Source organism: Microbacterium sp. HA-8, from assembly GCF_046111165.1.
Classification (GTDB): Bacteria; Actinomycetota; Actinomycetes; order Actinomycetales; family Microbacteriaceae; genus Microbacterium.
In genome coordinates this window covers 1,207,512-1,229,371 of the sequence record NZ_CP162025.1, presented here as the reverse complement: position 1 = coordinate 1,229,371, position 21,860 = coordinate 1,207,512, and the positions used below count along the sequence as shown (strand labels likewise).

Here is a 21,860-nt window from a genome sequence, read left to right as displayed (position 1 = left end):
TTCAGACAGCTACACCCCTAGTCCTCGTCGTCATCTTCCATGAGCTCGTCCTCCATGTTGTAGATCGCCGCGGACACCTTCGACATGTCGCTAGAACTCAACGAGTCGTACTTCTCGGTGTACTCCTCATCGCTCATCGTGGTATCCCACCGCCGATCGATCAGCTCGTCGACAAGTTCGGCGTTGTTCCGTCTTCTTCCCATGGTCCGTGTGTCTCCTCGCATCCAACTCGGCCCACGTGGTCCTGTTCTCCGTCGCCCCAAGGCTACCGAAGCGGTCAGCACTGTTCGAGGGCCGCGCAAGTCGATACAAAGAGCGGCTTCGACATGACAGAAGTTCGTCTGGTCGCCGGTATCGCCTGCGAGCCAGAGTCATAGGCATGGAGTCATGGCGGGCATCGTGTGGTGGGAGATCGAGACGGCGGACCCCAACAGTTTCCAGCGCTTCCATGCTGTCGGTGCGGCGGATCTCCACACCGCTCGGCGCGACCGAGCGCGTGGTCGCCCGGACACTCGATGACGCCGGAGTGGAGCGCCGCACGCATGCCGCGTCACGCGCGTAGGCGGTCAGAATCGCCGTGGTTTTTACAACGGTTCGATATGACGGTTGATCCTCCGAAACCGTTCTGTATAACAAGGGAAGTCCGCGCCGGATGCGGCCTGGACGACGCGAGTGGATTGCGCGTCACGTTCTCATGAATAGGGGCGGAGACATCCGCCCCGAATCTCCTCGTTGATGCCCTGCGGCTTCAACGTGATCCACAAGGATCGCGGGCCGCTCACATCAAGGAGGTGGCTCAGATGAGCCAGATGTCCCTCACCGGAGACGGGGACGGCTACGTCCCGAACTCCGGCCGACCGGCATACGACGAGATTCGTCCGTTGTCTGTACGGATGCGCGACAGCGTCCGCGCCCAGCTCGACGTCCTCGCCCAGCTCAACAACCGCAGCGTCACCGAGGAGACTCGTCTGGCGCTGGAGCACTGGGTCGAGAAGGCGAAGACCGATCCCTCGCTCAAGGAGCGTGCTGATCGTGTCCGCGCCGAGATCGACCGCGAGGTCGAGCAGAAGCGCCGTTCCGCCGAGCGCGACGCCCAGCACCGCCGCCAGGCCATCGCCGCCGTTCTCGGTGTCGACGGCACCCAGCCGGAGCTGGACGACGAGTTCGATGTGCAGGCTTCCGAGGAAGCCGAGTACGACCCGGAGTCGGAGTTCGACGACGTCGAGTTCACGGAGCAGGCTGAGCCGGTGGAGCAGGAGGAGTCCGCTTCCGAGCAGGACACCCCGCCCGCCGAGGAGGCCGACTCGGAGCCCGGCGACAACGCCGAGGCGACCGAGACGCCCGTCAAGCAGACGCGTACCCCGCGCCGCAAGGCGAGCTGAACCACCACCCGAGGGAAGCTGTCCCCGGAGTCGAGACTGATCGAGGTCTCCTCCGGGGCGGCTTCCCGCTCTCTCCCACTCGTTGTTGCCCTGCGGCTTCCCAGGTGATCCATTCCGGATCGCCGGCCGCTCGCATCAAGGAGGTGCACCATGCCGAAAGGCATCTACATCCCCGCCGACCAGGAGGCGCCGCTGGAACACCGCGAACTCCAAGGGCTTGAGGACTACCAGACGGTGGTCGGCGGTTACATCGAAGCCGTCGATCTCCCCGAGGCCGGCGCAACGCTCTTCGTCAATGAGGAAGGGCTGCTCCGCAAGCTGCCGTTCAACCCGAGGGCGACGTTCCTCTGGTGGTTCTGGGTACCTGCCGCCCGATACAAGGCGATGCTCGTGGGTGACGCGATCCTGGTCGGCTCGTCCGACCAGCGCGGCGACGAGACCGATGTCCCGGAGCCGCTCGCGGCCAGCCTGCTCAGCCCCTACGGCCATCGCGTCGAAGTGCTGACTCACGGCGATCCGAAGTGGTATGGCAACCAGGCCAGCTATCCGGACTACTTCGAAGCCGCCGTCTGGGCCATGACGCTCCTGGAGCGCTGGACACAGGCCAAGGCCGTGCGCATCCTCCCGCTCACCGAGCAGGAAGGCATCGAGCGCGGACTCACTGCGGGTGAGCCGTCGTGAACGCCAAGACCGTCACGGCTGTTCTCATCCCGGCGCAGATCGAGCGGCCGCTCGAGACGCAGGAGGTCGCAGGGTTCGCGGACATTCAGCGACTCGCTGATCTGGTGATCCCGATCGACATCGAGAGCCGAGGAGTCACGATGTGGTCGACGCCGACGACCGCCGAAACGGCCTCCAGATTAACCTGCGCGCCTCATCGCTGCGCTGGTTCTGGAGCGCAGAAACCAGACGGCTCCCGGCGCTGCACGGCGACGTTCTCCTCGTCGGGGACGTCGGCAGCACGCTCGCCGTCGGAGACGTTCCGGCATCGCTCGTACAGGAACTTCTCCACGGAGGGCCATACGAAGTCGACTACCGGCGCACCGCCGCGCGCGGCTGGCAGACCCATCCGGATCTGCACGCAACGTACACCGACGCTGCGTTCTGGGCGATGTATTTGCTCGAGCGCGACCCCGCCCTCCACGAGACCCGCATCCGCGCCGTCTCACCATCCAGCGGCTGATTCGTCAGCCCGCCGCCCGCCCGGGAGTTCACTCCGGCCTTGAGAACCACGAGTCCTCGGCCGGAGCGACTCCTGGGCTATTTCGTTGGCGCGCCGATCGTGGCGGCACGCGAATCGCCTGGCAGCGCAGACCCATTGTCATATACAGGAGGTTCGTTGCAGGAGGCCATCTGCTCAGCCTGGGGTGATGGCGAAGCGACGACCCGATGGCCCCTGGCACTAGGTGCGCGGGTCAGAATCGGGTGGCGTGGCGCGCGGCGTTGACTCTGGCATCGCGCGCTGACGGTCGCGAACGGGAACGGGCGGGCCGTTGCGGTGTGAGAGCGTGCGGGATCGCACGGCGAGGGGCTCGTGGCGACTGTCGGTGCGTGCTGTGACGCCCAGGGACCCCTGGGGAGGCCTATGCGGGCGCCAGCCCGGCGGCTGTAGCGACGCGGAGCTTGCGGAGGTTGTGGCAGATCGTGTGGAGTAGCCATTCGCCTTGGGCGCCGGCGAGTCCGCGTAGCCGGAGCTGTCCGGCGTTTTGCCGGGTCTTCATCTGCCCGAACGCGGGTTCAACGATGGCTTTGCGGCGCGCGTAGTCGGTGCGGCCCTGCTCGGTGCGCAGCGCGTGCGCCATCCGCTCCCGCCGGCTCGCGTCCTCTGGGGCCGGGTCCGGGGCGCCGGCGGTAGGGAAGCTCTCGCCGTGACGTTGCCGTCCCGTCGCGATCAACACCTGTGCGTCCAGATCGTCGGCGGCTTCGAGGTTGGCTTCCGAGCAGTAGCCCGCGTCAGCGAGGACGACCTCTGGGGAACGCTCGATTCCTGCCGCGTCGAGGTTCCGTAGGGTCTGCTCGGCCATCGGGACGAACTGCTGGATATCGGTGGCCTGCTGGGTGACCTCGGCGCTCAACACGATCTGGTGGCCCTCATCGACAACGGCCTGCGCGTTGAACGCGTAATCGAAGCCGCGGACCGTCTTCATCATCCGCGCCTCAGGATCGGTGAAATTGCGTTGCGCTTTCGGCTTCGGCGCCGCCGTGTCCACCGCAGTCGCGACGGCCGCGTCGGCCTGCTCAGGGGGCTGACCGGCGGCGTCGGCCTTCTTCCGCGCCACGGCTGCCGCCTTCTCGGCGGCGTCGGCCTCGATCGCGTCCTTCGCGGCACGTAGTTTTGCCAGGCGCCCCTCACGGCGGGCCAGCTCCGGGGCGACCTCGTCCCCGCGCCGGTCCTGGCCGAACTGCTGATCCTCGGCCTCATCGACCGCCTCCGCCTCGGCGAGCAGCGCAGCGACCTCGGCTTGGAGCTGATCGATCTTCGGCACGATCCGGTCATAGCTCATCGCCTTATGCCGCGACGCGTTCGCAGCCAGCTTCGTGCCATCCAGCGCGACCCGCCCCAACCGCACCAGCCCCGCCTCCGCGCAGACCCGCAGCACCTGCAGGAACAACCCCGGCAGGGCATCCAGGTGACGCCGACGAAACCGGGCCAGCGACCGGTAGTCGGGCGCCTGGTTGCCCGACAGCCACCGGAAGGCGATATCGCGCTTGCAGCGCCGCTCCAACTCACGAGACGAGGTCACGCCCGTCGCGTACGCGAACAGCAGCAGCTTCAACATCATCCGCGGGTCATACGGAGGCGCACCCGAGGCGGACGCGTACGACGCGTAGACCGGCGTCAGATCCAAGAGCTCTTCGACGACCTCGGAGATGAACCGGGCCTCATCATCCTCGTCCAGCCAGTCATCCAGACTCGGCGGGAGCAGGAAACACTGCCCCTGGTCATACCCACGGAACGTCTTGCCCGCACCCGCCGGTGCAGCCGATCCCGGCGCCCGCGCCTCACCCGGCTCGACCTCGAACAGACCCTCCAGGCTGGCAGTCACCGTCATGAATCGATTCTCCCAGCACCCCGCGCTATCCACCGGATTCACCCCGGCGCGTTAACGGAAGGATCTGACCCACGCACCTAGGCCGTGTTGATCAAGTGGTTTCGGTGGTCGATGGGCGAGTCTTGAGGGATGACGCGTCGCGAGGTCTCTGACGAGGTGTGGACCGTTCTGGAGCCGTTGATGCCGACGGTGACGGGGAGGTCGCGGCCGTGGACGGATCATCGTCTCGCGGTTGAGGGGATGGCGTGGAAGTACCGGACGGGTGCGCCGTGGCGTGATCTGCCGGAGCGGTTCGGGAAGTGGAACTCGGTCTATAAGCGGTTCACCCGGTGGGCGCACGACGGCACCTGGGACAGGCTGCTCGCCGAGGTGCAGCGGCAGTCCGACGCGGCGGGCCGGCTCGATTGGGTGGTGTCGATCGACTCCACGATCACCCGCGTGCATCAGCACGGTGCGACCCTCGCCCGGGACACAGGGGGCTCCACCGAATCACAAGAATCCGTGGTTCGAGCCGCCTGACCACGCGATTGGCCGGTCCCGTGGCGGGTTGACCTGCAAGATTCACCTGGTCGCCGATGGCAAGGGGCGGCCGCTGGGATGGGTGCTCACCGGCGGCAACATCAACGACACCACGATGCTGGCGACCACCCTCGAACACATCCGTGTCCCCCGCCCAGGCGTCGGAAGACCACGAACGCGACCAGATCGAGTCCTCGCCGACAAGGGCTACCCGTCGAAGACGAACCGTGCCTGGCTGCGTCAGCGAGGGATCGCCGCGACCATCCCGGAGCGTGACGACCAGATCGCTCACCGCCGCAAGAAGCCGGGACGCCCGATCGACTTCGGCGACGAGCAGAAGCTCCGCTACCGCGGCCGCAACGTCGTCGAACGCTCCTTCAACAAGCTCAAACAGTGGCGCGGCATCGCCATGCGATCAGACAAGACCGCCCGCAGCTACCGAGCCGCCATCAGCCTCGCCACCACCCTGATCTGGATCAAAAGCGACTTGATCAACACGGCCTAGTACGCGCGCGAGCTCGGTGCCAGCATTCAGCGGCACCGGATCGATCGTGGGCTCACCCAGGAGCAGGTCGCCTATGCCGCGGGCCTCACGCGCTACACCTTCCGGAAGTTCGAGAAGGGCGAGTCGATGCCGGAGACTCCGGCCAACCCGAGCCTGCGCAATATCATGGCCATCGCTCAGGTGCTCGGCGTCACGCTCGACGAGCTGGTGCCGCAGCCGTGGCCGGATCTGCGTGCTGGTCTGCCGTATGCACCTCCTCCTACTGGCGGAGCTTGATCGCCTCGTTGCGTGAGGCAAGCGCGCCGGAGATCGCCGCGATCTGACCGACCGTCTCTTCCTGGGATGCCTGGATGTGAACGAGACTCTCCAGCCGTTCGAGCTGCACGGCGATCTGCGCGTCGACCTCGCGCACCTGGTTGGAGCGCATCGTCGGGCTGTAGCGGAACTCCTCGGCCAGTCCTTCCAGCGACTTCGCCAGACGCGGATCGTGGGCAACCCGACCGAGAGCGGTGATGCGGGTGACAGCACTCTTGATCACGAGCACGTCGGCGTGCTGCGTCTCGATCTGCGTAGCGATGGCCTCGTTCGAGGACATCGTGGTGAGGAACACGACGAGGAAGAGCGCGGCCAGGATCAGTTGCGTGATGATCACCCACGGGTACGGGATGTCCGGCACGTAGATGAAGATGCTCGCCGCGATGAGTTCGGCGGTGAAGTAGATGCTGGCCACCAGGATGAGTGGCATGGCGAGGATCGCGGCGATCCGGCTGCGCGGCACGGCGACGAAGCTGACGGCGAGCATGACGTAGGCGAACGCCAGCACCAGTACGGACGTCCAGAACGTCGCGTTCTGCTCTACCTCAAGGATGAGGAAGATGGCGATGTAGACGGCGACGGGGACGAGCCACAGGACGGCGCGCAGGATCATGCGGATCATGAGGATGCTCCCTGGTTGTTCGGCGTTCCGCATTCGGGGCAGAACTTCGCGGTGCTGGCGATGGCGGTTCCGCAGCCCGAGCACAGCACCTGCTGGGGCGCGAGGCGGTTGCCGCACTCCGGGCAGAACTTCGCTCCTGCTGCCACGCTCGCGCCGCAGCCCGGACACGTTTCCGTCGCGGCCTGTGCGGCTGGCTCGGCGGGCGAGAAGCGCGAGGTGCGGTTGCGACCGACATTGCCAGCCATCGGGTCGCCTGCGGGCTGAACGGGGCGCGTGAACATCTGCGAAGCCATGTCTCCGAAGACACTGCCCGCCGCCAGGCCGACGCCCGCTGCAGCGCCCGCGGAGGCGACACCGCCGGCGCCGGGGTTCTTGGCGAGCTCGGTGAGGATGGTGGCCGACTGCTGGCGAGCCCAGTCCTCCCCGAGCAGACCCATGACGGCCTTGTCGCCCTGCGCGCCTTGGAGCTTGGCCTGCTTCTCGGCGATCGAGTTCTCCAGCACCTGACGGTTCGGGTCGTCGGTGGGGATGTCGATCGCGGCGATATAGAAGTTGACGAGTTTCACGCCGTACTCGTCCAGGAGTGGTGCGAGCCTCGGGTGCAACTGCTCGGCCAGCAGCTCGATATCCGACGTGATCTCCAGGATCTCCTGACCGGCGTCGCGGATGTAGCGGGCGATCTGACCACGGATGTGCTGCGAGAACGCGCTGCGGAAGTACCCAGCCAACTGCTGCTCGTCGAACACCTGGATGTTGGTGCCGAGCAGCTTGATCAGGAACTTCTTCGCGTCCGCGACCTGGATCGAGTACGAGCCGCGCGCCTGCACGCTGGTCTGCAGCCCCCAGACCGGGTCACGCAGCTGGATCGGGCTGTCGGTGCCCCAGAGCAGCTCGAGTTTGTGGTCGATGTTGACGAAGTAGACCCGGGAGCTGAACGCGCTCACGCCGCCGGAGAGCAGGTTGCGGAGCTTGCCGATGAAGGGGTGGTTGTTGCTGTTGAGGGTGTAGCGGCCGCCGCCGAAGGTCGCCACGGCGATGCCGTCGCGGATGAAGATCGCTTCCTCGGACTCAGAGACGATCAGCTGGGTGTTGTCGTTGAAGTCCTCGCCGGTGAACTTCCACGCCAGCACGGCCTTCGTGCCGAGGCTGTCGTTGAGGAGGCCGGTCTCGTTCTTGATGACGTCGTAGATCTTCATGCGTGCTCGCTTTCGTCGGCTCGGGTGCCGGGTCGGCTACTTCCTCACGGGCAGGTACTGGATGCCGTTCTGGCGTGCTTGTTCGAGGCGGTGCCTGCCGCCTGTGACGTCGAGCGAACCGTCCTCGCGTTCGCCGCCGCTCTTGATCGCGTCGTCTCCGAGCATGTAGTCGTAGACGCCGGCCAGCTGCTGGTGGCCTTCGAGACCGTGCTCGTGGTCGTAGGCGGCGAAGTCCTCCCGGGTGGCACCGGCCGCGATGCCGGGCGCGACTTGGTCATTCCATGCGTTGACGGCGTAGGCGACGTCCTCGGGCGGGGCGGACTCGCGGTAGCCGAGGATCGGGTTGTCGCTGTAGTCGAACCGCTCGACCGGCTCCAACGACAGTCCCTTATCCGCCAGCGCCGAAGTCAGCGCCTCGTTCTCCGGCGAGTTGCCGAGGTCGGCGGGTGCATCCGTCTGATCGCTCGTCTCCGGTACCTCGGCAGCGTCTGCCTCGGGGGCGTCCTGCGTCTCGGTCGGCTCGGCATGGGAAGGCGTGTCATCGGCCAGCACATCGGCCACATTGGCGTCGTACTCGGCACGCAGCTCGTAGGTGGGTCGAGCCTCATCACGAGCGACCTCGGTCAACTCATCGACCGTAGGTTCCGTTTCGGCATCTACCGCCTCGTTTGCGGCTTCGGGCTCGATCTCTGCCGTGTCAGGTTCCTGCGCGTCGGCGTCCGGGGTTGACTCCCTCTCGGTGGCTTCCGGCTCGGTCTCGTGGCTCTCCTCGACACCCTCAGCGGCGGCTTCCGCCAGATCGCCAGTCGGTGCCTCGCTCGCGTCGGGTTCGTCGTCGACTCGCGTCGTCAGATCCTCCCCGGCGCTATCCGTAGGCGCATCGGGCACCGTGGTGTCGGCCACGTCGGGTTCGCCCAAGTCCGCCCCGGCGAGGTCGTCCGCCTCCGCCGTTTCGGCCTCCTGGGGACCGTCAGGGGCCGCGTCGTGGCCCAAATCCACGACCTCGCCCTCCTGCCAGTCCTGGGGCTCTTCCGGGGCGAGGTTGGCCGTTTCCGGGGCTTCACCCAGGTCGACGGGCTCCTCGGCCTCTGCCGGTGCTTCCACGGGGTCGCTGTACTCGTCTGCTGTGGGATCAGAGAGGTCTTCTGCGGGCGGTGCTTCCTCGACCTCGGGCACCTCCGGCTCAGGAGGGGTGTCGGTCAGATCGACCGGCTCGTCGGTGTAGTCCGCGGTATCGGGTGCGCTGACGTCTGCGCCGGTGTCGACGGGTTCGGTGGGTGCGTCGGCGATGTCGGTGCCGTAGTCGCTCATGCTGTCCGGCTCCTCTCGGCTTCGAGGGTCTTGCGGATGGTGGCGTCAGAGAGCGGGATCTGGGACTCGTACTTGACCAGCCGCAGGAAGTTGACCTTGACCGCTCGCCGGAGAGCGGGCGTGTTCGGGATCGACGCGGGCAGCTCCGCCGCGATGAGCGCATCGAGCTGCCGGTAAAGGGCGCCGAACTTCTTCACGCCGAAGTCACCGGCCGGGACGTGTGCGGCGAAGAGACGCCGAGCGATCTCCTTGCCCGCACCGGCGACGGAGGCGTCCCAGCTGCCGACGTAGGTGCTCTCCGGGTAGGGCACGAGCAGTTCCGGGTGCCGTGGCCAGTAGGTGACCTTGCGGGCGATCTCGTCGTCGGGGACGAAGGTCGGGATGCCGCGCTGGGCGCGCCAGTCGGCGGTGGCGATCTCTTCGGGGTCTTCGAGGCGGTCGTAGAACAGCAGCGCCTCGCCGGGACGGAGTCGGGCCAGGCGCTCGCGCTGCGCTTCGCTCATGTTGGTGCTCTCGGCCAGGATCTCCTTGTCTGCCGCTTCGACCAGCCGGAACCCGAGCTTGATGTTCGTCAGGGCGACCACGTCCGAGCCGACCTTACGCGGCGACTGGTCGGCCACGACGATGCCGACGCCGTAGGAGCGGATCTCGGCCAGCATCCGCTTGAGCAGCTTTTTCGCGATCGCGGCGGGGTTGGCTTCGCCCGGGCCGGTGGCGTCGTCGGCGTCGAGCAGGACGTGGGCTTCCTCGAGCAGGAGGACGTGCTTGAGCTTCCCGTCGCCGGCGACGTTGGCGTTCACGTAGGCGAGGATCTGCAGCAGGATGAGCGCGATGTAGAGGGCCTTGTCGTCGCTGTTCTCGATTCCCGCGAGTTCGATCACAGTGGGCCTGCTCAGCAGATCCTCGACCGGGATCGACGGGTAGGTATCGAACAGGCCGACGAGGCTCTGCAGGCGCACATGGCCCGCCCGTCCGATATTCGCCGCGTCGCCGGTGTAGCCGATGCGGGCGAAGGTCTCCTGGAACACGGTGAGGAAGTCGCGGATGGAGAACACCTCGCGGCCATCGGCTGCCGTGTCGGCGTCGAACCAGCCGAAGCGTGAGTACGCGGCAGACAGGGCGTCCTCGAAGATCTTGTCCAGCGGGCTCGTCATCGTCACCGCGGCCGCGAACGCCGTCTTGAGGGTCGACTTGTAGCTCTGCACCCGTACCCCCTTGGGCGGCAGGAACGGGTTCATCACCAGCGGCGACAGGTGATCCTTGCCCGGCGTGAACACCTGCAGGTCTGGGGTCGTCTCGATCAGCGCCCGGTACTCGTTCTTGGCCGGTTCGATGACGAGGTACGGGATGCCGTGGTCGTGCCAGAGTCGGTCGAGCAGTCCGACCGTGAACGTGGTCTTTCCCGAACCAGGAGTGCCCGTGACGAAGGCGTGCTTGGTGAGGTCGGTGTGCCCGAACCCGATCGAGACGTCGGCTGTCCCGGCGAGGCGTCCGGCTTCGATGCTGGTGCTGCCGATCACTCCGGTCGAGTAGTTGCGCGAGTGCCGGGTCGTGGTGTTCACCGTGAGGCCGGCGCCGACCGTGTCGCTGCCGATCGGCAGGCGGAACAGCTCCGATGCCTCGAACGCGGTCAGCAGGAACGGCAGCCGGTAGAACACCTCCCCCGGATTGCGCCCCGCGGCCCACAGCGACGGGTCACGCGTCTGGTCGAGCAGCATCTCGTTCAGCTGCCACGGCGCGGCCGCGAAGGACGCATCGCCGCGGGGCACGAGTGGCGTGGCATCTACGAAGCGCGCTGCCAGGGCACCGTCCTCGGCGTCGGCGGAGAGGTGGCCGAGCACCCGGTTGGCGATCACCGGCACCGCGGCCCGCGGCCCTGCGACGACGACGTTGAACAGGAACAGAGGTGAGTCCTTATGCCCGTCCAGATACGAGTACATCTCCGACAGCCGCTTCGCCGCGGTGAAGCTGACCGTGCCGATCGACTGATCCATCACACCGTTGGCGAGGGTCGTCAGCGCCAGCGTCAGCTGCTCGATCGCCGCCCGCTCATCGGGCTCCAGCGTCGCGGGGATGAGCTGGATCGACAGGGACGCACCGGGCACCTCGGTCAGGGCGCTGGCGATCCGTGAGAGGTCACGACTGCCTGCCGGGATGCGGTGGAAGGCGAACGCGCTCGGCAGGATCTGGTTGCCGAGGTTCTCGATCCACTCCTCCTTCACCAGCCCCACTGACCGCTCCGCCTTCCGGTTACCGAGTACGGAGGCAGGTCGGTCAGCGTAGTCGAAGCCGCCGAGCGTGAGCGCGCTGATCACGACGGCGCGCAGCTCGGCAACGGCCGCCGCCGCATCATCCCGGTTCCCGCCAAGAGCGCGGACGATGACGTACAGGTTGAGGTCGGCGGCGTGTGGCTGCCCCTCGACGGCGTGCGCCTGCCAGAGCAGCTCCAGGGCACACTCCCGTGCCCGGTCGGGGCCGTCCTCATACTGGCCCCGGTACGACTGGTACGCCTCGAACAGCAGGCTGACGAAGTCGCGCTTGGACTGCTGCACCAGCTCGGCAGCCGGGTCGTCGCCCAGCACCGAGACGTGCGGGATGCGGACGACCTCGACCACCGTTGCGGCGGCTACTTCACCCTGCGCGAGCGGCGTGAACGTCAGGGGCGCGTCGCTTGCAGGCATACGGCACACTCCTCACGTCACCCGGGCAGCGGAATCGGTGCGCCGGAGCCTGTGGCGATTGCCTACCGGCTCCGGCGCGCGGGGAACTCGGGGTCAGGACGCGATCTTCTTCTCGCGGATCAGGGTGCGCGCGCCGGAGATGACGCGGCTGACCGAGCCCTCGTCGCGGATCGACGAGGTGATCGAGGTGCCACCCGTGGTGGTGAGCTTGAACTCCTCGAAGTTCACCTGCTGCTGGATGTTCTTGATGTCCCTCACCTGGAAGGTCTCGGACTGCGTCGAGACCGACACGATGTCCTTGTAGAAGTACTCGTCGGTCTGCTCGCGGGACTCCTGCGGGGTGACGAGGGAGAACTGGAACTTGTAGGCGTGCAGCTGGTGCTCGCTGAAGAACAGCACGATGCCCTCGTAGTTGGAGGAGCGGAAGACGCGGTCCTTGCCCTGCTTGACCTGCACACCGGAGGCGATGTTCTTGTAGTAGTACCCGTGCACGATGACCGGGTCGATGAGCTTGACCTCGTCCTCGTCCAGGCCCAGCTTGCCCAGCGCACGCTTCTTCACGTCCGCGATGGCGCTGGCCGCATCCGAGTCGATGTCCGCGTCGGTCGGCTTGCCCGCGAAGGTGAAGTACAGCAGCGCGATACCGCCGGCGACTGCCAGGAGGCCGATGAAGATCGCCGCCGTCTGCGACAGGATCAGCGTCAGGATGATGCCGATGATGATCAGGATGATGCCGGCCTTGGGGCTGGACTGCTTGAAGTACTTCTTGTTGCGCTCGTAGTTGATGGCCATTGCGGAGGAACCTCTCTCTGGTGGTTAGTACAGGGTCAGGCGGAAACGCTGGTCGGAATGGAAGCGGACGAAGGGTCGATCTCCAGCAGCTCGAACAGCGTCTGGATGTCCAGATCGGTCACGCCGCGAAGCACCGCCTGCTGCAGGTAGTGCTGGTATGACGGCTCGACGTTCAGCGACTTGCGCTCGTAGTAGTCGAAGCGGATGTAGCCGTAGAGATAGGCATAGATCCCGCGCTCCTCCAGCCGCAGCGCCGCCGTGAGGTACTCCTCAGCGCGGCGGATGCCCGCCAGTGGAACCAGGAACGGCTTCTTGCCACCCAGCGACGCGACAGCAGCGTAGAAGTACGGCTCCGAGTTCTCGATGTCATCGAGCAGCGCGTCCTCGAAGTGCGCCAATGCCTTGTCCCGCAGCCCGAGTTTGAGCAGGCACATGCCGAGCGCCGCATGCACGCTCGGATCGTCAGCGCCCTCGTCCAGCGCGTCCTCGTAGGTGCGGACGTGCTTCTTGAGGTCGCGTGCATCCAGGCTGATCAGGTCGGACATCGAGCTGATGAGCACCTGGCGGCCGCAGTACTGGCAGAACTGCTGGTTGGTGCTCCAGGCGCTGCCGCACCCCGGACAACGCACATCGACGACTCGCACGGCCACGCCATACACCTCCAGGCTCAATCTGGGAAGCCCCCAGACAAGGCCCAGATGCATCCTGTATATGGCCTCTTAGACTACACATACCATAGAACGCCTACTCGGGCCGGTTCAGCGTGTCGCGCGGCGACGCGAGCACCCCGGATGGTCGACCCGGCAAGTAGCGCGTCGACCCACGGCCAGACCGCTTCCTGCTGGCCGCGCCGGCCCCACCGCCAAGCGCGACGCTGCGGCTCTCGTGCCGTCGTCGCGCGGGGCTGGATGAGCGGAGCACCGGAACTGGCGTGATGCCCGCCACGACAGGCATTCAGGGCGCGTCATTGTTGTGCATTTCACGACAGGCATCTCGGCCCCTGTTGGCGGCTTGCTCGGCGGCCGTCGCGCTCTTGACGTAGCGAGGCAGATGTGTCATACCTACGGACGGTCCACGCGAGGGTGGCGCACCGATCCTGACTCACGCGGTCGGGGCCTGGTGCGCCGCCCTCTCACTCCTGCAGGGAGAGGTCGCCCAATCGGGCACGGCATTCCTCCTCGCAGAACGGACAGCACCATGCTCGACACGATCACCAGCGCCCTCGCCGGCAACCCCAGCAAGGCGCAGCTGCGCATCATCAAGAAGCTGCGGCGCACCCAGTCCCAGATCCAGAATCGGCAGTGGTGGCACCTGCCCCTCTCCGTGCTGGAGATGCGGCGCGGACACCTGATGGCCAGCTACGGCCGGCTCGTCCTCATCGACCAGGCCATCCCGATGGCCTTCGCCGAGTCGATGATGCCCGCCGGGTACGTCTCGGTCGACATCGCGCAGCGCGCGGCTCAGCACAACGCAGGATTCAACCGCCGCCTGGAGCACGAGACCCGCCTCACCAGCGCCTCGCGCTTCCAGCCGATCGACGACCGCGTCGCGCAGAACGCCTAGTGTTCACCCCGCTTCGGCCCCGACCTCCCGCATCATGCGGTGACGGTCGGGGCCGGGCGGACACACCTCTTCGACCCGCCGAAGCCCGCTCACAACGACGTGAACGCGCCTCGGTCTGCCGAAACGGTCAGATCCGCTCCCGGAAGAGGAGTGCCAGACATCACTGGGACCGTCCGGCACGCACATTGAAAGGCGGCAGCAATGCCCACGAACACCCTGTCCAAGCTGGCGCTCGAGAAGATCGCCATCATCGACGGTCCGAGCCGCGAGGAGCTCTTCGCCGCGCTGATGGTCAACGGCGGCCGCATCACGACCGAGCACACTCCGGTTCACCGGCATCGCGACCCGTCGCGACGCCACCGAGCTGATCGGGACGATGGTCATCCCCGACGACTTCCCGATCGACTTCCAGGTCGGCCTCAACGGCCTCCAGTACGAGGACGGCTCCGGCCAGTCCTTCATGCTGAACGGCTACCTGAGCATGCTGCTCGGCGTGACGAAGATCGAGCACAAGCACATCGAGTTCTACTACCACGCCGGCCGCCACCAGGGTGCCGTCGGCCCCATCGAGGGCTGACAGCACCACCCCCAGGCCCCCGCCTCCCGCACAACGCGGTAGAGGCGGGGGCCTTCTTCAAATGCGAGAAACGGCCAGCAGTGCCGCGCCCGTTCTCCTTCAGCGATCTTGCTGGCCTTCCGCGCCGGGTTCGGGCTGTCTGTTCTCCTGGCCCCGGCGCACAAGGCGACGGGGCGAGAGGAGAAGACCCCATGCCAACCGAGCGCCCCGACTGGCTGACCGAGCCCTGCCCCGCGTGGTGCAGCGGCGACCACGACGGCCAGCAGTACCCGGCCGACCGCCACCACCAGTCCCCGCCGCACTGGCACCCCGCCGTGATGCAGCACCGCGACCACGACGGCCACCACCCGACCCGCTTCCCGACCGCGACCGAGTTCTGCGTCGTTGCGGTCCGCTACGTAGGCGAGCGCGACACCTGGATCGCCATTGCCACGGAGACCCAGCAGCTCGAGTTCTCCCACGAGAACGCGAAGCGTCTCCACGCCGAACTCGACGGGCTGCTGCGCCGCATGGCGTGACGCCAGGCGCCGACGAGTCCCGCGCTACCGCGTCGTCAGCTTCGGCACGTCAGGAAGCAGCGCGTCGATCCCGATGTCGAGCACCTGGCAGATGGCGAGGATCGTCGCCAACCGCGGATTCGTCGGCGTCCCGCCCTTCGTCGCCGCGCCCCGCTCGTACTGCTGATAGGCGTACAGCGAGATTCCCGCCAGCTCAACGAGTTGCTCCTGCGTGAGACCCGAACCGGCCCGGGCGCGGCGGAGACGGTGTCCGAGCTCCCGAGAGAACGTCGCCCACTCCTCGCGCGTCTCGGGACCGATCACCATCACCCCAGGTTGTGACCAATAAGAGTTGGTGAGAACCAATAGGAATTGGTAAAGTCCCGAAGGCTGGCCACCTCTGGGCGAGACGACGCGGCAACCGCCGCCGTTGGTCGTGGGCGAGCTGGGGAGGAACGGGCATGGCTCGGCAGATCGGGCGCGTCATCGCGGCAGTGGCACTCGTCAGCACGGCCGCGGGCTGCCTCACCGCGTGCAGCGGATCGACCCGAAGCGTCGAGGCATTCTGCTCAACGATGGAGGAACACAAGCAGGCCTACCTCGGACAGATGGAAGCGGCGCAGGGGGCCGGCATCGACGGCCTGCTCACCGCCATCAGCGCCGTGGGCGACCTGAAGCTCATGTGGAAGGAACTCGCTGAGGTCGCGCCCAGCGACATCCAGACCGATGTCGAAGCGGTCAGCGAGGCCTGGCAGAAGCAGGAAGACAACGCCGGGGCCGGCAACTGGATGGCCTCCATCACCACCGCGCTGCTCAACAGCGGCTCGATGTCCCGCGTCGACGCCTACGTCCGTGAGAACTGCGACGGCGACTACACGGTCGACACCGCAACCGGCGCCGACACGGATGTCGCGGAAGAGCCAGAGCCCGAGGACTACTTGGCGACGATCACTGTCTCCACCGCAGGCGGCCTGATCGCCGATTGGGACGAGTACGCCATCGGGCCGCACTCCGTCATCTACGCCGCTGGCGACAACAAGCAGGCGGAGACGACTCGCGAGTTCCGGATGGTCGCCGTTCCTCCCGGCAAGGTCGCGGTTGACACGTCAGCCACCGTCACTGCTTCAAGTGCGACCGGCTCGATCAGCGACGCCGTATACGGCGCGCAGGCCAACACCGATGCCGACCCGGGGTTCGTCATCGCCTATGTCGACGAGATCCCTGCCGCAGGAGCCCAACCGCACAACACGATCATCATGGTCAAGCAGTTCGACGGGAACGGCGACGCCATCAGTGAGGCGGCGCCGGTCATTGACCAGTTCGATGGGAAGTACCTCGTCAACGTGTGGCTCGTGGGCGACATCGTCGCCCTCGCGTACACCGATGCCGACTACAACCGCATCCTGATCGGCGTCAACAAGGACGGCTCGATCGCCTGGCAACGCGAAGCCGACTCCGAGGTGTACTACGCCCGAGATGGCATCCTCACCACCGCCATCGGCCACTGGGAAGGCGCAAACGGGAAGATCGACGGCGACCTCGCCGGTATCGATGCCGCAACGGGCCAGCCGGTCTGGACGCTCGCCGACGCGGGCTTCACGTTCTGGAACTTCGAGAAGCCCCTCGGCAACGGCTACATCCTCGCGTCCACCGGCGACTACCAGAACGACTTCCTCAACGTCGTCATCGACACCAGCACCGGCAACGCAGTCCTCCAGGTGCCCGGCTACCAGTCCTCGGTGTTCTACGACGCCGTGACGGAACGCTTCGTCGCGGTCGGCACGTTCGACGGCGACTCTCAGAGCGGGCTACACGTTGCGGACGCCTCGGGCAACGTCACGTTCTCGATCAGCGCCGACAACTTCGCCGCCCTCGACAACCCAAGCTTGCTCGGCGCAACCGACGGGGTGGTGTGGATCAGCGGAGTTGACGGACTCGACCTCTTCGACGCGACCACGGGCGCACAAGACCCACTCGTCACCGCCGCCGCTGCCGCGACGGCAATGATCCCCACGCGTACCGAGGGCTTCGTGTCTCTGCTGGGATCTGTCATCGCGATCCACCAGAACCAGGAGCTCACCAAAGAGCTCGCCATCGAGTGGCCGAACACGTAGGCAGGGAACTGATAGTGATGCCAAACGACGACCAGCGCGCTGCCGAGATCCAGAAGTGGGAAGACGCCTATGCCCTGACCCACAACGGTGAACGCCCTCCAGCCGGCTCCTACCCGCCGATCTCGAACGTGAACGTCATCACCAGCACAGGCAGCATGAACAAGCTGGCGATTCTCGCCCTGGTGTTCTCCATCATCGGCTCGGTGGTGGGGATCGTCCTCGGCCACGTCGCTCGCTCGCAGATTCGGCGTACCGGGGAGAGCGGCGCTGGTCTCGCCCTCGCCGCGATCATCATCGGCTGGATCGGGGTCGGCATCATCGTCATCTTCTACGCGACCCTCCTCCGCTAAGCACAAGTGCGAGCGAGAGTCCAATGTCTTTACAAAATCGAACAAATGTGCTAATGTATACACAACTACCCGCAGTAGCTCCGGTCGCAGGCGATAGCCTCCCGGCTCCGGATAGGTCATCAGTAACCGCCGCTTCGAGCGGCAAGGAACCAAGCGCCGTGAAGCAGCAGCATGAACTCCTTCACACAAACACGACCGAAACAAACATCGACAAGAAGAACCGGCTCACTGGGCTGCATCGCCTCGCCGCCATTGGTGCGCTATCCACGCTCGCGCTGACCGGCTGCGCCGCCGACAACGTTGGTGCCGCTCCGAATCCGTCCGAGACAACGCAGACCCAAGTCGAGGAGGAGCCGACGCCGACTCCTGCGGTGACCGCCGAGGCATATGGAGGCATCGAGCCCAACCTCGAAGGTGAAGCTCTCACCGCAGCATTCGAGATCCCCGCCGGCCTCAGCGATGAGGAACTCGCGCAAGCCTTCATCGACCGCATGAACGCATGGATGATGTACGGAGCGACCCCGGAGCGGGCCGCAGAGTGGCTCGCGGACAGGTGGAAAGGCAGTGATGGTTGGCTAACGGAGTACGGCGCCGTCGCTTCAAACAACGAGGATGCGATCTCACCCGCACTATTTGCCGAGGAGGCAATTACCTCCGAAGGCAATCTATCCCTCCTCGCGCTCATGCAGGAGATAAACGCAGACTCCATATATCGCTACGTGCGAACGAGTTTCCCCGACCTCGATCCAGAAGACACTGAACCCTATTTGCGGTGGCGTGAACTCGTAAGCGTCAAGGATGTATCTACCTATCAGACAGAGGACGGAACCCGCTCTCTGCAGATCGCGTATGTCGAAAAGGCTAACGGTGACAAGAATACCGCCTTGGGTGACAATCAGTCCCTCTCTGAAGGAATTGAGGGTTTCTGGAACGTCGCATTCGTCACCGACGGTTCACACGAGAGAGTCCAAGGCATAATGGACTTCAAACCATCCTCATAGCATCCAGCTCTTCACAGATTGCCCCGCTTGTGGTTCAATAGCCATAGGCATGATGCGCCCAAAAACTGAATACCATTCTCGGAGAGCTTTTCTAGTACTAGAAAAGGCAAGCCCTATCAGGGCTTGCCTTTCTTTGTTTAACAGGAAGAAGATCCTTCGCTTCGGTGTGGTGCTCGGTGTCGCAGTGATCGCATTCTCGACAGTGCTCTCTCCGTTGAACGCACAGGCCGCAACGAGCGCGGCGAGCAAAGCGAAAGATCTCACCTGGCTCGCGCAGTCCAAGTGGTACTACGACGCGGTCTCGCAGTGCATGGGGTCGGTGGGCTCCTGGAACGTCTCAGGCGACGGCAGCGACATCACAGCCGGGAAGTGGTACTACTCCGGCTTCACGATCAGCTCAGTTGGAGACGGCCCCGGCGGCTTCTTGATGCGTGACGTGCTCTCGGACATCGGTGACGACGGGCTCATGAACTGCGCCGCGAACGACAACGAGCTCCTGCGCGCCGCACTGGCACATTGGGGCATCTCGGGCACGGAGCTGGCCTGCGGCACGTTCTTCAAACGCAGCAACGACACCACCTGCGATGGCGGCAACGGCGGCTTCAGCTGGAAAGAGTCAGGGATGAGCGGGGACGCGAAGAGAACAGCCTTCCAGACCTTCATCGAGTCCCAGGTGTATGGCGGCGCAACTCCGTCATTGAGCGGCGCGGCAAACTTCATCTATTACCGCGATACCTTCGCGAATGGTTGCGCTTACGGCGCGACTCCGTTGACGAGCGACCCTGGAGGATCGCAGGTATACGAGATCGCATCTGTCGCCGCCACAGGCGCTGTCTCCAGTGTCTACTACGTAGGCGATCAGAAAGGCAGCACAAAGCGGTGGGCAACTACGAATCCCAATGCGGAGAAGACCTGTGACGAGCTCGCTGCGCTAGTTGAGCCGGGATCGAGCTACGCCAACGCCTACAGTCTGTGGGCGGAGAAGAACGCCGATCAGGTGACTCCGCCTCCGGGTTCGACCGAGGAGTCTTCCGAAAGCGAGTCGGCCACTTCTTGCATCATCGACGGCGTCGGCTGGATCATCTGCTCGGCCGCGATCTTCCTCGCCAACGTTACCGACTCCATCTACGGAATGGTCGCTAACATTCTTGAGGTTCCACCGATCAACGTCAATGTGGATGACGGTTCGAATGGCGCCTACAACGCATGGAATATCATGCGCCAGCTTGCCAATGTCGTGTTCGTGATCGCGTTCCTGGTCATCATCTACTCGCAGCTCACCAGCACCGGCGTCTCGAACTACGGCGTGAAGAAGCTGCTCCCTCGGCTCATCGTCGTCGCCATCCTCGTCAACGTTTCGTACTGGATCGGCGCTATCGCCGTCGACGTCTCCAACATCATCGGTCACGGCATCTACGACATCTTCGCGTCCGTGAAGAACCGAATGAACATCGGCATCAGTGAGAACTGGGGGAACATCATCGTTGGCCTCCTCGCTGGTCAAGCGCTCGCTGTCCAAGGTGGCACCCTGGTTATCGGCTCGGCCGCGGTACTCGGGTTCGCCGCCTGGGCCGCGGGATCGAGCGGCATCCTCGCCGTCGTGCTGACAGCCCTGCCGATGCTGCTGCTGGCCGTGCTGGCGGTGTTCGTCGTTGCGTTCCTACTCATCGCCCGCCAGGCCATCGTCATCATCCTGATCATGATCTCGCCGCTCGCGTTCGTCGCGATGCTCTTCCCGAACACCGAGAAGTACTACAAGAAGTGGCTCGAGCTGCTGATGACGATGCTCACCATGTTCCCGTTGGTGTCGTTCGTCTTCGGCGGTGCTCAAGTAGCCGGACTCGCGATCCTCTCGACGGCTGAGGGTGCCACCGATCCGGTTGCTGCCGGACTCGCGATCATCGTCGGCCAGCTGGTGATGGTGCTACCGTTCTTCTTCCTCTTCACGCTCATTGGCAAGTTCAGCGGCTCGCAGCTGGGCGCGTTGGCCGGCAAGCTCCGCGCGTCGGGCATGAAGGCGATCAACGGCGTCCGCAAGTACTCCGATCCGTTCGCGGACCGCAAGCGCAAGCTGGCTATGAGCCGCCTCCAGTCCGGGCAGATCACGCGCCGATACAACCGTCGCGGCCAAGAGACCACATTGAGCAAGATCAGCGGTTCGGCCGGAGGGCTGGTCGGCGGTGTCCTCAACACCTTCGGCGCATCGAAGCACGCGGACGAAGTGCACACGAAAGCGAACGAGATGGACGTCAAGCGTGGCTACGCCAACACCCCTGCTGGGCAGGCTGCTGATGCGGCGCTGCGCACCGCGACGCTCCAGGACGCGATCGACGAGAAGGCCAGGGAGACCAACTTCGAAGCGACTGCTCCGCTGGATCTGAAGCTCAAGGCGAAGCTCGCCGATGAGCAGCTGAAGGTTGAGAAGGCCCAGACCAATCAAGCGGCAGTCGAAGCGGCGACCCTCTTGGCTCAGGCCGCGAACGAATCAGATCCTGTCAAGAAGGCGCAACTGGAGTACCGCGCAAGTCTGCGAGCGGGTGGCGACCTGTCGATAGCTCACGACCTCCACGCGGCTCACACCGATGCCGCGCTGGCAAGCGAAGCAACGAACGTTGCCGGACGCCTACAGCAGCAGGAGTATGCAAGGCAGGTGCAGACCGATCCGGCGTTGCTCAGCCGCGCGACAGGCATCGGTGGGGCGGCGGCGCAGAGCCGTGTACTCGCATCTACGCAGCACACCCTGCAGAAGGCCGTTGCTGACGATGTAGAAGCTGAACGCTCGTCTGTAGCGAATATGACGGACGTTACTGCGCTCAAAGCCGAGTTCAACGCGAGAGACGCTTCGGGCGCGCACATTGCGTCTGCCGCGCGACGGGCCGCCCTCGCTGAAAGGGCCATCACGATCGGAGATCCTGCGGACTACCACGACATAGTCGACAGCGTTGGTGCGACAACCGGCAATGACGCCGAAACCAACGTCATGCGGCAGACAGTGGCGAGAGCTGTTGCGGCCGATAGCCAGCTCTTCAAGGCTGGGGACATTGACGCCATCGCTACCGGTACGTTGGCCACCCGAGCCGGCGCACCGAATACCGTCGCGCTCACCGTGCGCGACAACGTCGAAAAAGGCGTACTGTCCGCAGAAAAGACCGTTGGCGCCAGCAATGGCGATCTCAAGTTCGCCCACGCGAATGCCAGCCCGAGGGGTCAGCAGATGCTTCGTGATGCAGCTCTCGAGGTGAAGGGCAATGACACCCTCCGAGGCAAGATCAAGCACAATGCGACGGCGATCGAGAACCTCTCACGAGGACTCGCGCCGTAGCAACGAGGAAGTACACGCAAGACATCATGGGCTCGATCTAGCCCCGCAGCAGAGTGAACG

20 protein-coding genes and 1 pseudogene are annotated in these 21,860 nt (G+C 65.2%); 12 read left to right on the top strand and 9 right to left on the bottom strand.

The window, feature by feature from the left end; genetic code table 11:
* Window positions 1–17 precede the first annotated feature (17 nt).
* On the bottom strand, window positions 18–203 hold the full coding sequence (locus tag AB2L57_RS05920; protein WP_036290000.1) for a hypothetical protein: 186 nt from the start codon (window positions 201–203) through the stop codon (window positions 18–20).
* A gap of 597 nt (window positions 204–800) precedes the next feature.
* On the opposite strand from AB2L57_RS05920, the gene AB2L57_RS05915 reads away from it, so the two are divergent.
* The 3 genes from AB2L57_RS05915 (at window position 801) to AB2L57_RS05905 (ending at window position 2,565) form a co-directional block, all read left to right on the top strand.
* Window positions 801–1,382: a hypothetical protein gene (locus AB2L57_RS05915; protein ID WP_409048299.1), complete on the top strand. Its 582-nt coding sequence runs from the start codon at window positions 801–803 to the stop codon at window positions 1,380–1,382.
* A 150-nt stretch (window positions 1,383–1,532) separates the two neighbouring features.
* The gene (locus AB2L57_RS05910; RefSeq protein ID WP_409048298.1) at window positions 1,533–2,063 is read left to right on the top strand and encodes a DUF3846 domain-containing protein; all 531 of its coding nucleotides are present in this window, start codon (window positions 1,533–1,535) and stop codon (window positions 2,061–2,063) included.
* 142 nt (window positions 2,064–2,205) lie between these two features.
* Window positions 2,206–2,565 (top strand): hypothetical protein, encoded by a 360-nt coding sequence (locus AB2L57_RS05905; protein ID WP_409048297.1) that lies wholly within the window; start codon window positions 2,206–2,208, stop codon window positions 2,563–2,565.
* Between the two features lie 400 nt (window positions 2,566–2,965).
* Here the strand turns inward: AB2L57_RS05905 and AB2L57_RS05900 are convergent, their stop codons facing one another.
* Entirely contained in the window at window positions 2,966–4,408 is a 1,443-nt protein-coding gene (locus AB2L57_RS05900; protein WP_081766114.1) for an IS1182 family transposase, read from the bottom strand.
* Window positions 4,409–4,564: 156 nt separating this feature from the next.
* On the opposite strand from AB2L57_RS05900, the gene AB2L57_RS05895 reads away from it, so the two are divergent.
* Window positions 4,565–5,459 (top strand): IS5 family transposase gene (locus tag AB2L57_RS05895; RefSeq protein WP_206599970.1). Its coding sequence is split into 2 segments (ribosomal slippage): window positions 4,565–4,909 and window positions 4,911–5,459, totalling 894 coding nucleotides; the frame shifts between segments, so codons are not numbered across the junction.
* Window positions 5,460–5,480: 21 nt separating this feature from the next.
* Window positions 5,481–5,735: pseudogene (locus AB2L57_RS05890) on the top strand (helix-turn-helix domain-containing protein); the annotation flags it as partial.
* Here AB2L57_RS05890 and AB2L57_RS05885 read toward each other — a convergent pair.
* From AB2L57_RS05885 to AB2L57_RS05860, 6 genes are all read right to left on the bottom strand, one after another.
* Window positions 5,719–6,396 (bottom strand): hypothetical protein, encoded by a 678-nt coding sequence (locus tag AB2L57_RS05885; protein ID WP_409048296.1) that lies wholly within the window; start codon window positions 6,394–6,396, stop codon window positions 5,719–5,721. The pseudogene AB2L57_RS05890 and the gene AB2L57_RS05885 sit on opposite strands and share 17 nt — an antisense overlap.
* Window positions 6,393–7,592, bottom strand: a complete 1,200-nt coding sequence (locus tag AB2L57_RS05880) for an SPFH domain-containing protein (RefSeq protein ID WP_409048295.1) — start codon at window positions 7,590–7,592, stop codon at window positions 6,393–6,395. The genes AB2L57_RS05885 and AB2L57_RS05880 overlap by 4 nt, the downstream gene beginning before the upstream one ends.
* 36 nt (window positions 7,593–7,628) lie before the next feature.
* Window positions 7,629–8,903 carry a hypothetical protein gene (locus AB2L57_RS05875; RefSeq protein WP_409048294.1) on the bottom strand — a complete coding sequence of 425 codons (1,275 nt, stop codon included), beginning with the start codon at window positions 8,901–8,903 and terminating at the stop codon, window positions 7,629–7,631.
* Window positions 8,900–11,584: an ATP-binding protein gene (locus AB2L57_RS05870; RefSeq protein WP_409048293.1), complete on the bottom strand. Its 2,685-nt coding sequence runs from the start codon at window positions 11,582–11,584 to the stop codon at window positions 8,900–8,902. Before AB2L57_RS05870 ends, AB2L57_RS05875 begins: the two co-directional genes overlap by 4 nt.
* A 93-nt stretch (window positions 11,585–11,677) precedes the next feature.
* Window positions 11,678–12,376 carry a hypothetical protein gene (locus tag AB2L57_RS05865; protein ID WP_409048292.1) on the bottom strand — a complete coding sequence of 233 codons (699 nt, stop codon included), beginning with the start codon at window positions 12,374–12,376 and terminating at the stop codon, window positions 11,678–11,680.
* 35 nt (window positions 12,377–12,411) lie between these two features.
* Complete coding sequence (locus AB2L57_RS05860; protein ID WP_409048291.1) at window positions 12,412–13,047, bottom strand: hypothetical protein; 636 nt, start codon at window positions 13,045–13,047, stop codon at window positions 12,412–12,414.
* Window positions 13,048–13,573: 526 nt separating this feature from the next.
* On the opposite strand from AB2L57_RS05860, the gene AB2L57_RS05855 reads away from it, so the two are divergent.
* From AB2L57_RS05855 to AB2L57_RS05845, 3 genes are all read left to right on the top strand, one after another.
* Window positions 13,574–13,939 carry a hypothetical protein gene (locus AB2L57_RS05855; protein ID WP_409048290.1) on the top strand — a complete coding sequence of 122 codons (366 nt, stop codon included), beginning with the start codon at window positions 13,574–13,576 and terminating at the stop codon, window positions 13,937–13,939.
* Window positions 13,940–14,315: 376 nt separating this feature from the next.
* Entirely contained in the window at window positions 14,316–14,516 is a 201-nt protein-coding gene (locus tag AB2L57_RS05850) for a hypothetical protein (protein ID WP_409048289.1), read from the top strand.
* A 191-nt stretch (window positions 14,517–14,707) separates the two neighbouring features.
* The gene (locus AB2L57_RS05845; protein ID WP_409048288.1) at window positions 14,708–15,034 is read left to right on the top strand and encodes a DUF6907 domain-containing protein; all 327 of its coding nucleotides are present in this window, start codon (window positions 14,708–14,710) and stop codon (window positions 15,032–15,034) included.
* Window positions 15,035–15,058: 24 nt separating this feature from the next.
* Here AB2L57_RS05845 and AB2L57_RS05840 read toward each other — a convergent pair whose 3' ends face one another.
* A complete protein-coding gene (locus tag AB2L57_RS05840) occupies window positions 15,059–15,340 on the bottom strand; it encodes a helix-turn-helix domain-containing protein (RefSeq protein WP_409048287.1) in 282 nt (93 codons plus the stop codon).
* Window positions 15,341–15,474: 134 nt separating this feature from the next.
* Between AB2L57_RS05840 and AB2L57_RS05835 the strand changes: the two genes are divergently transcribed.
* The 4 genes from AB2L57_RS05835 to AB2L57_RS05820 all read left to right on the top strand — a co-directional run bounded on the left by AB2L57_RS05835 (window position 15,475) and on the right by AB2L57_RS05820 (window position 21,800).
* Window positions 15,475–17,127 (top strand): hypothetical protein, encoded by a 1,653-nt coding sequence (locus tag AB2L57_RS05835; protein WP_409048286.1) that lies wholly within the window; start codon window positions 15,475–15,477, stop codon window positions 17,125–17,127.
* 17 nt (window positions 17,128–17,144) lie between these two features.
* Complete coding sequence (locus AB2L57_RS05830) at window positions 17,145–17,477, top strand: DUF4190 domain-containing protein (RefSeq protein ID WP_409048285.1); 333 nt, start codon at window positions 17,145–17,147, stop codon at window positions 17,475–17,477.
* A gap of 158 nt (window positions 17,478–17,635) precedes the next feature.
* On the top strand, window positions 17,636–18,478 hold the full coding sequence (locus AB2L57_RS05825) for a hypothetical protein (RefSeq protein ID WP_409048284.1): 843 nt from the start codon (window positions 17,636–17,638) through the stop codon (window positions 18,476–18,478).
* Window positions 18,479–18,611: 133 nt separating this feature from the next.
* Window positions 18,612–21,800: a hypothetical protein gene (locus AB2L57_RS05820; RefSeq protein WP_409048283.1), complete on the top strand. Its 3,189-nt coding sequence runs from the start codon at window positions 18,612–18,614 to the stop codon at window positions 21,798–21,800.
* Window positions 21,801–21,860 lie beyond the last annotated feature (60 nt).

Coding starts and splice junctions, on each gene's coding strand:
- AB2L57_RS05920 (WP_036290000.1), bottom strand. CDS start 203: ATGGGAAGAAGACGGAACAACGCCGAACTTGTCGACGAGCTGATCGAT.
- AB2L57_RS05915 (WP_409048299.1), top strand. CDS start 801: ATGAGCCAGATGTCCCTCACCGGAGACGGGGACGGCTACGTCCCGAAC.
- AB2L57_RS05910 (WP_409048298.1), top strand. CDS start 1,533: ATGCCGAAAGGCATCTACATCCCCGCCGACCAGGAGGCGCCGCTGGAA.
- AB2L57_RS05885 (WP_409048296.1), bottom strand. CDS start 6,396: ATGATCCGCATGATCCTGCGCGCCGTCCTGTGGCTCGTCCCCGTCGCC.
- AB2L57_RS05880 (WP_409048295.1), bottom strand. CDS start 7,592: ATGAAGATCTACGACGTCATCAAGAACGAGACCGGCCTCCTCAACGAC.
- AB2L57_RS05875 (WP_409048294.1), bottom strand. CDS start 8,903: ATGAGCGACTACGGCACCGACATCGCCGACGCACCCACCGAACCCGTC.
- AB2L57_RS05870 (WP_409048293.1), bottom strand. CDS start 11,584: ATGCCTGCAAGCGACGCGCCCCTGACGTTCACGCCGCTCGCGCAGGGT.
- AB2L57_RS05865 (WP_409048292.1), bottom strand. CDS start 12,376: ATGGCCATCAACTACGAGCGCAACAAGAAGTACTTCAAGCAGTCCAGC.
- AB2L57_RS05855 (WP_409048290.1), top strand. CDS start 13,574: ATGCTCGACACGATCACCAGCGCCCTCGCCGGCAACCCCAGCAAGGCG.
- AB2L57_RS05850 (WP_409048289.1), top strand. CDS start 14,316: ATGGTCATCCCCGACGACTTCCCGATCGACTTCCAGGTCGGCCTCAAC.
- AB2L57_RS05845 (WP_409048288.1), top strand. CDS start 14,708: ATGCCAACCGAGCGCCCCGACTGGCTGACCGAGCCCTGCCCCGCGTGG.
- AB2L57_RS05840 (WP_409048287.1), bottom strand. CDS start 15,340: ATGGTGATCGGTCCCGAGACGCGCGAGGAGTGGGCGACGTTCTCTCGG.
- AB2L57_RS05835 (WP_409048286.1), top strand. CDS start 15,475: ATGGCTCGGCAGATCGGGCGCGTCATCGCGGCAGTGGCACTCGTCAGC.
- AB2L57_RS05830 (WP_409048285.1), top strand. CDS start 17,145: ATGCCAAACGACGACCAGCGCGCTGCCGAGATCCAGAAGTGGGAAGAC.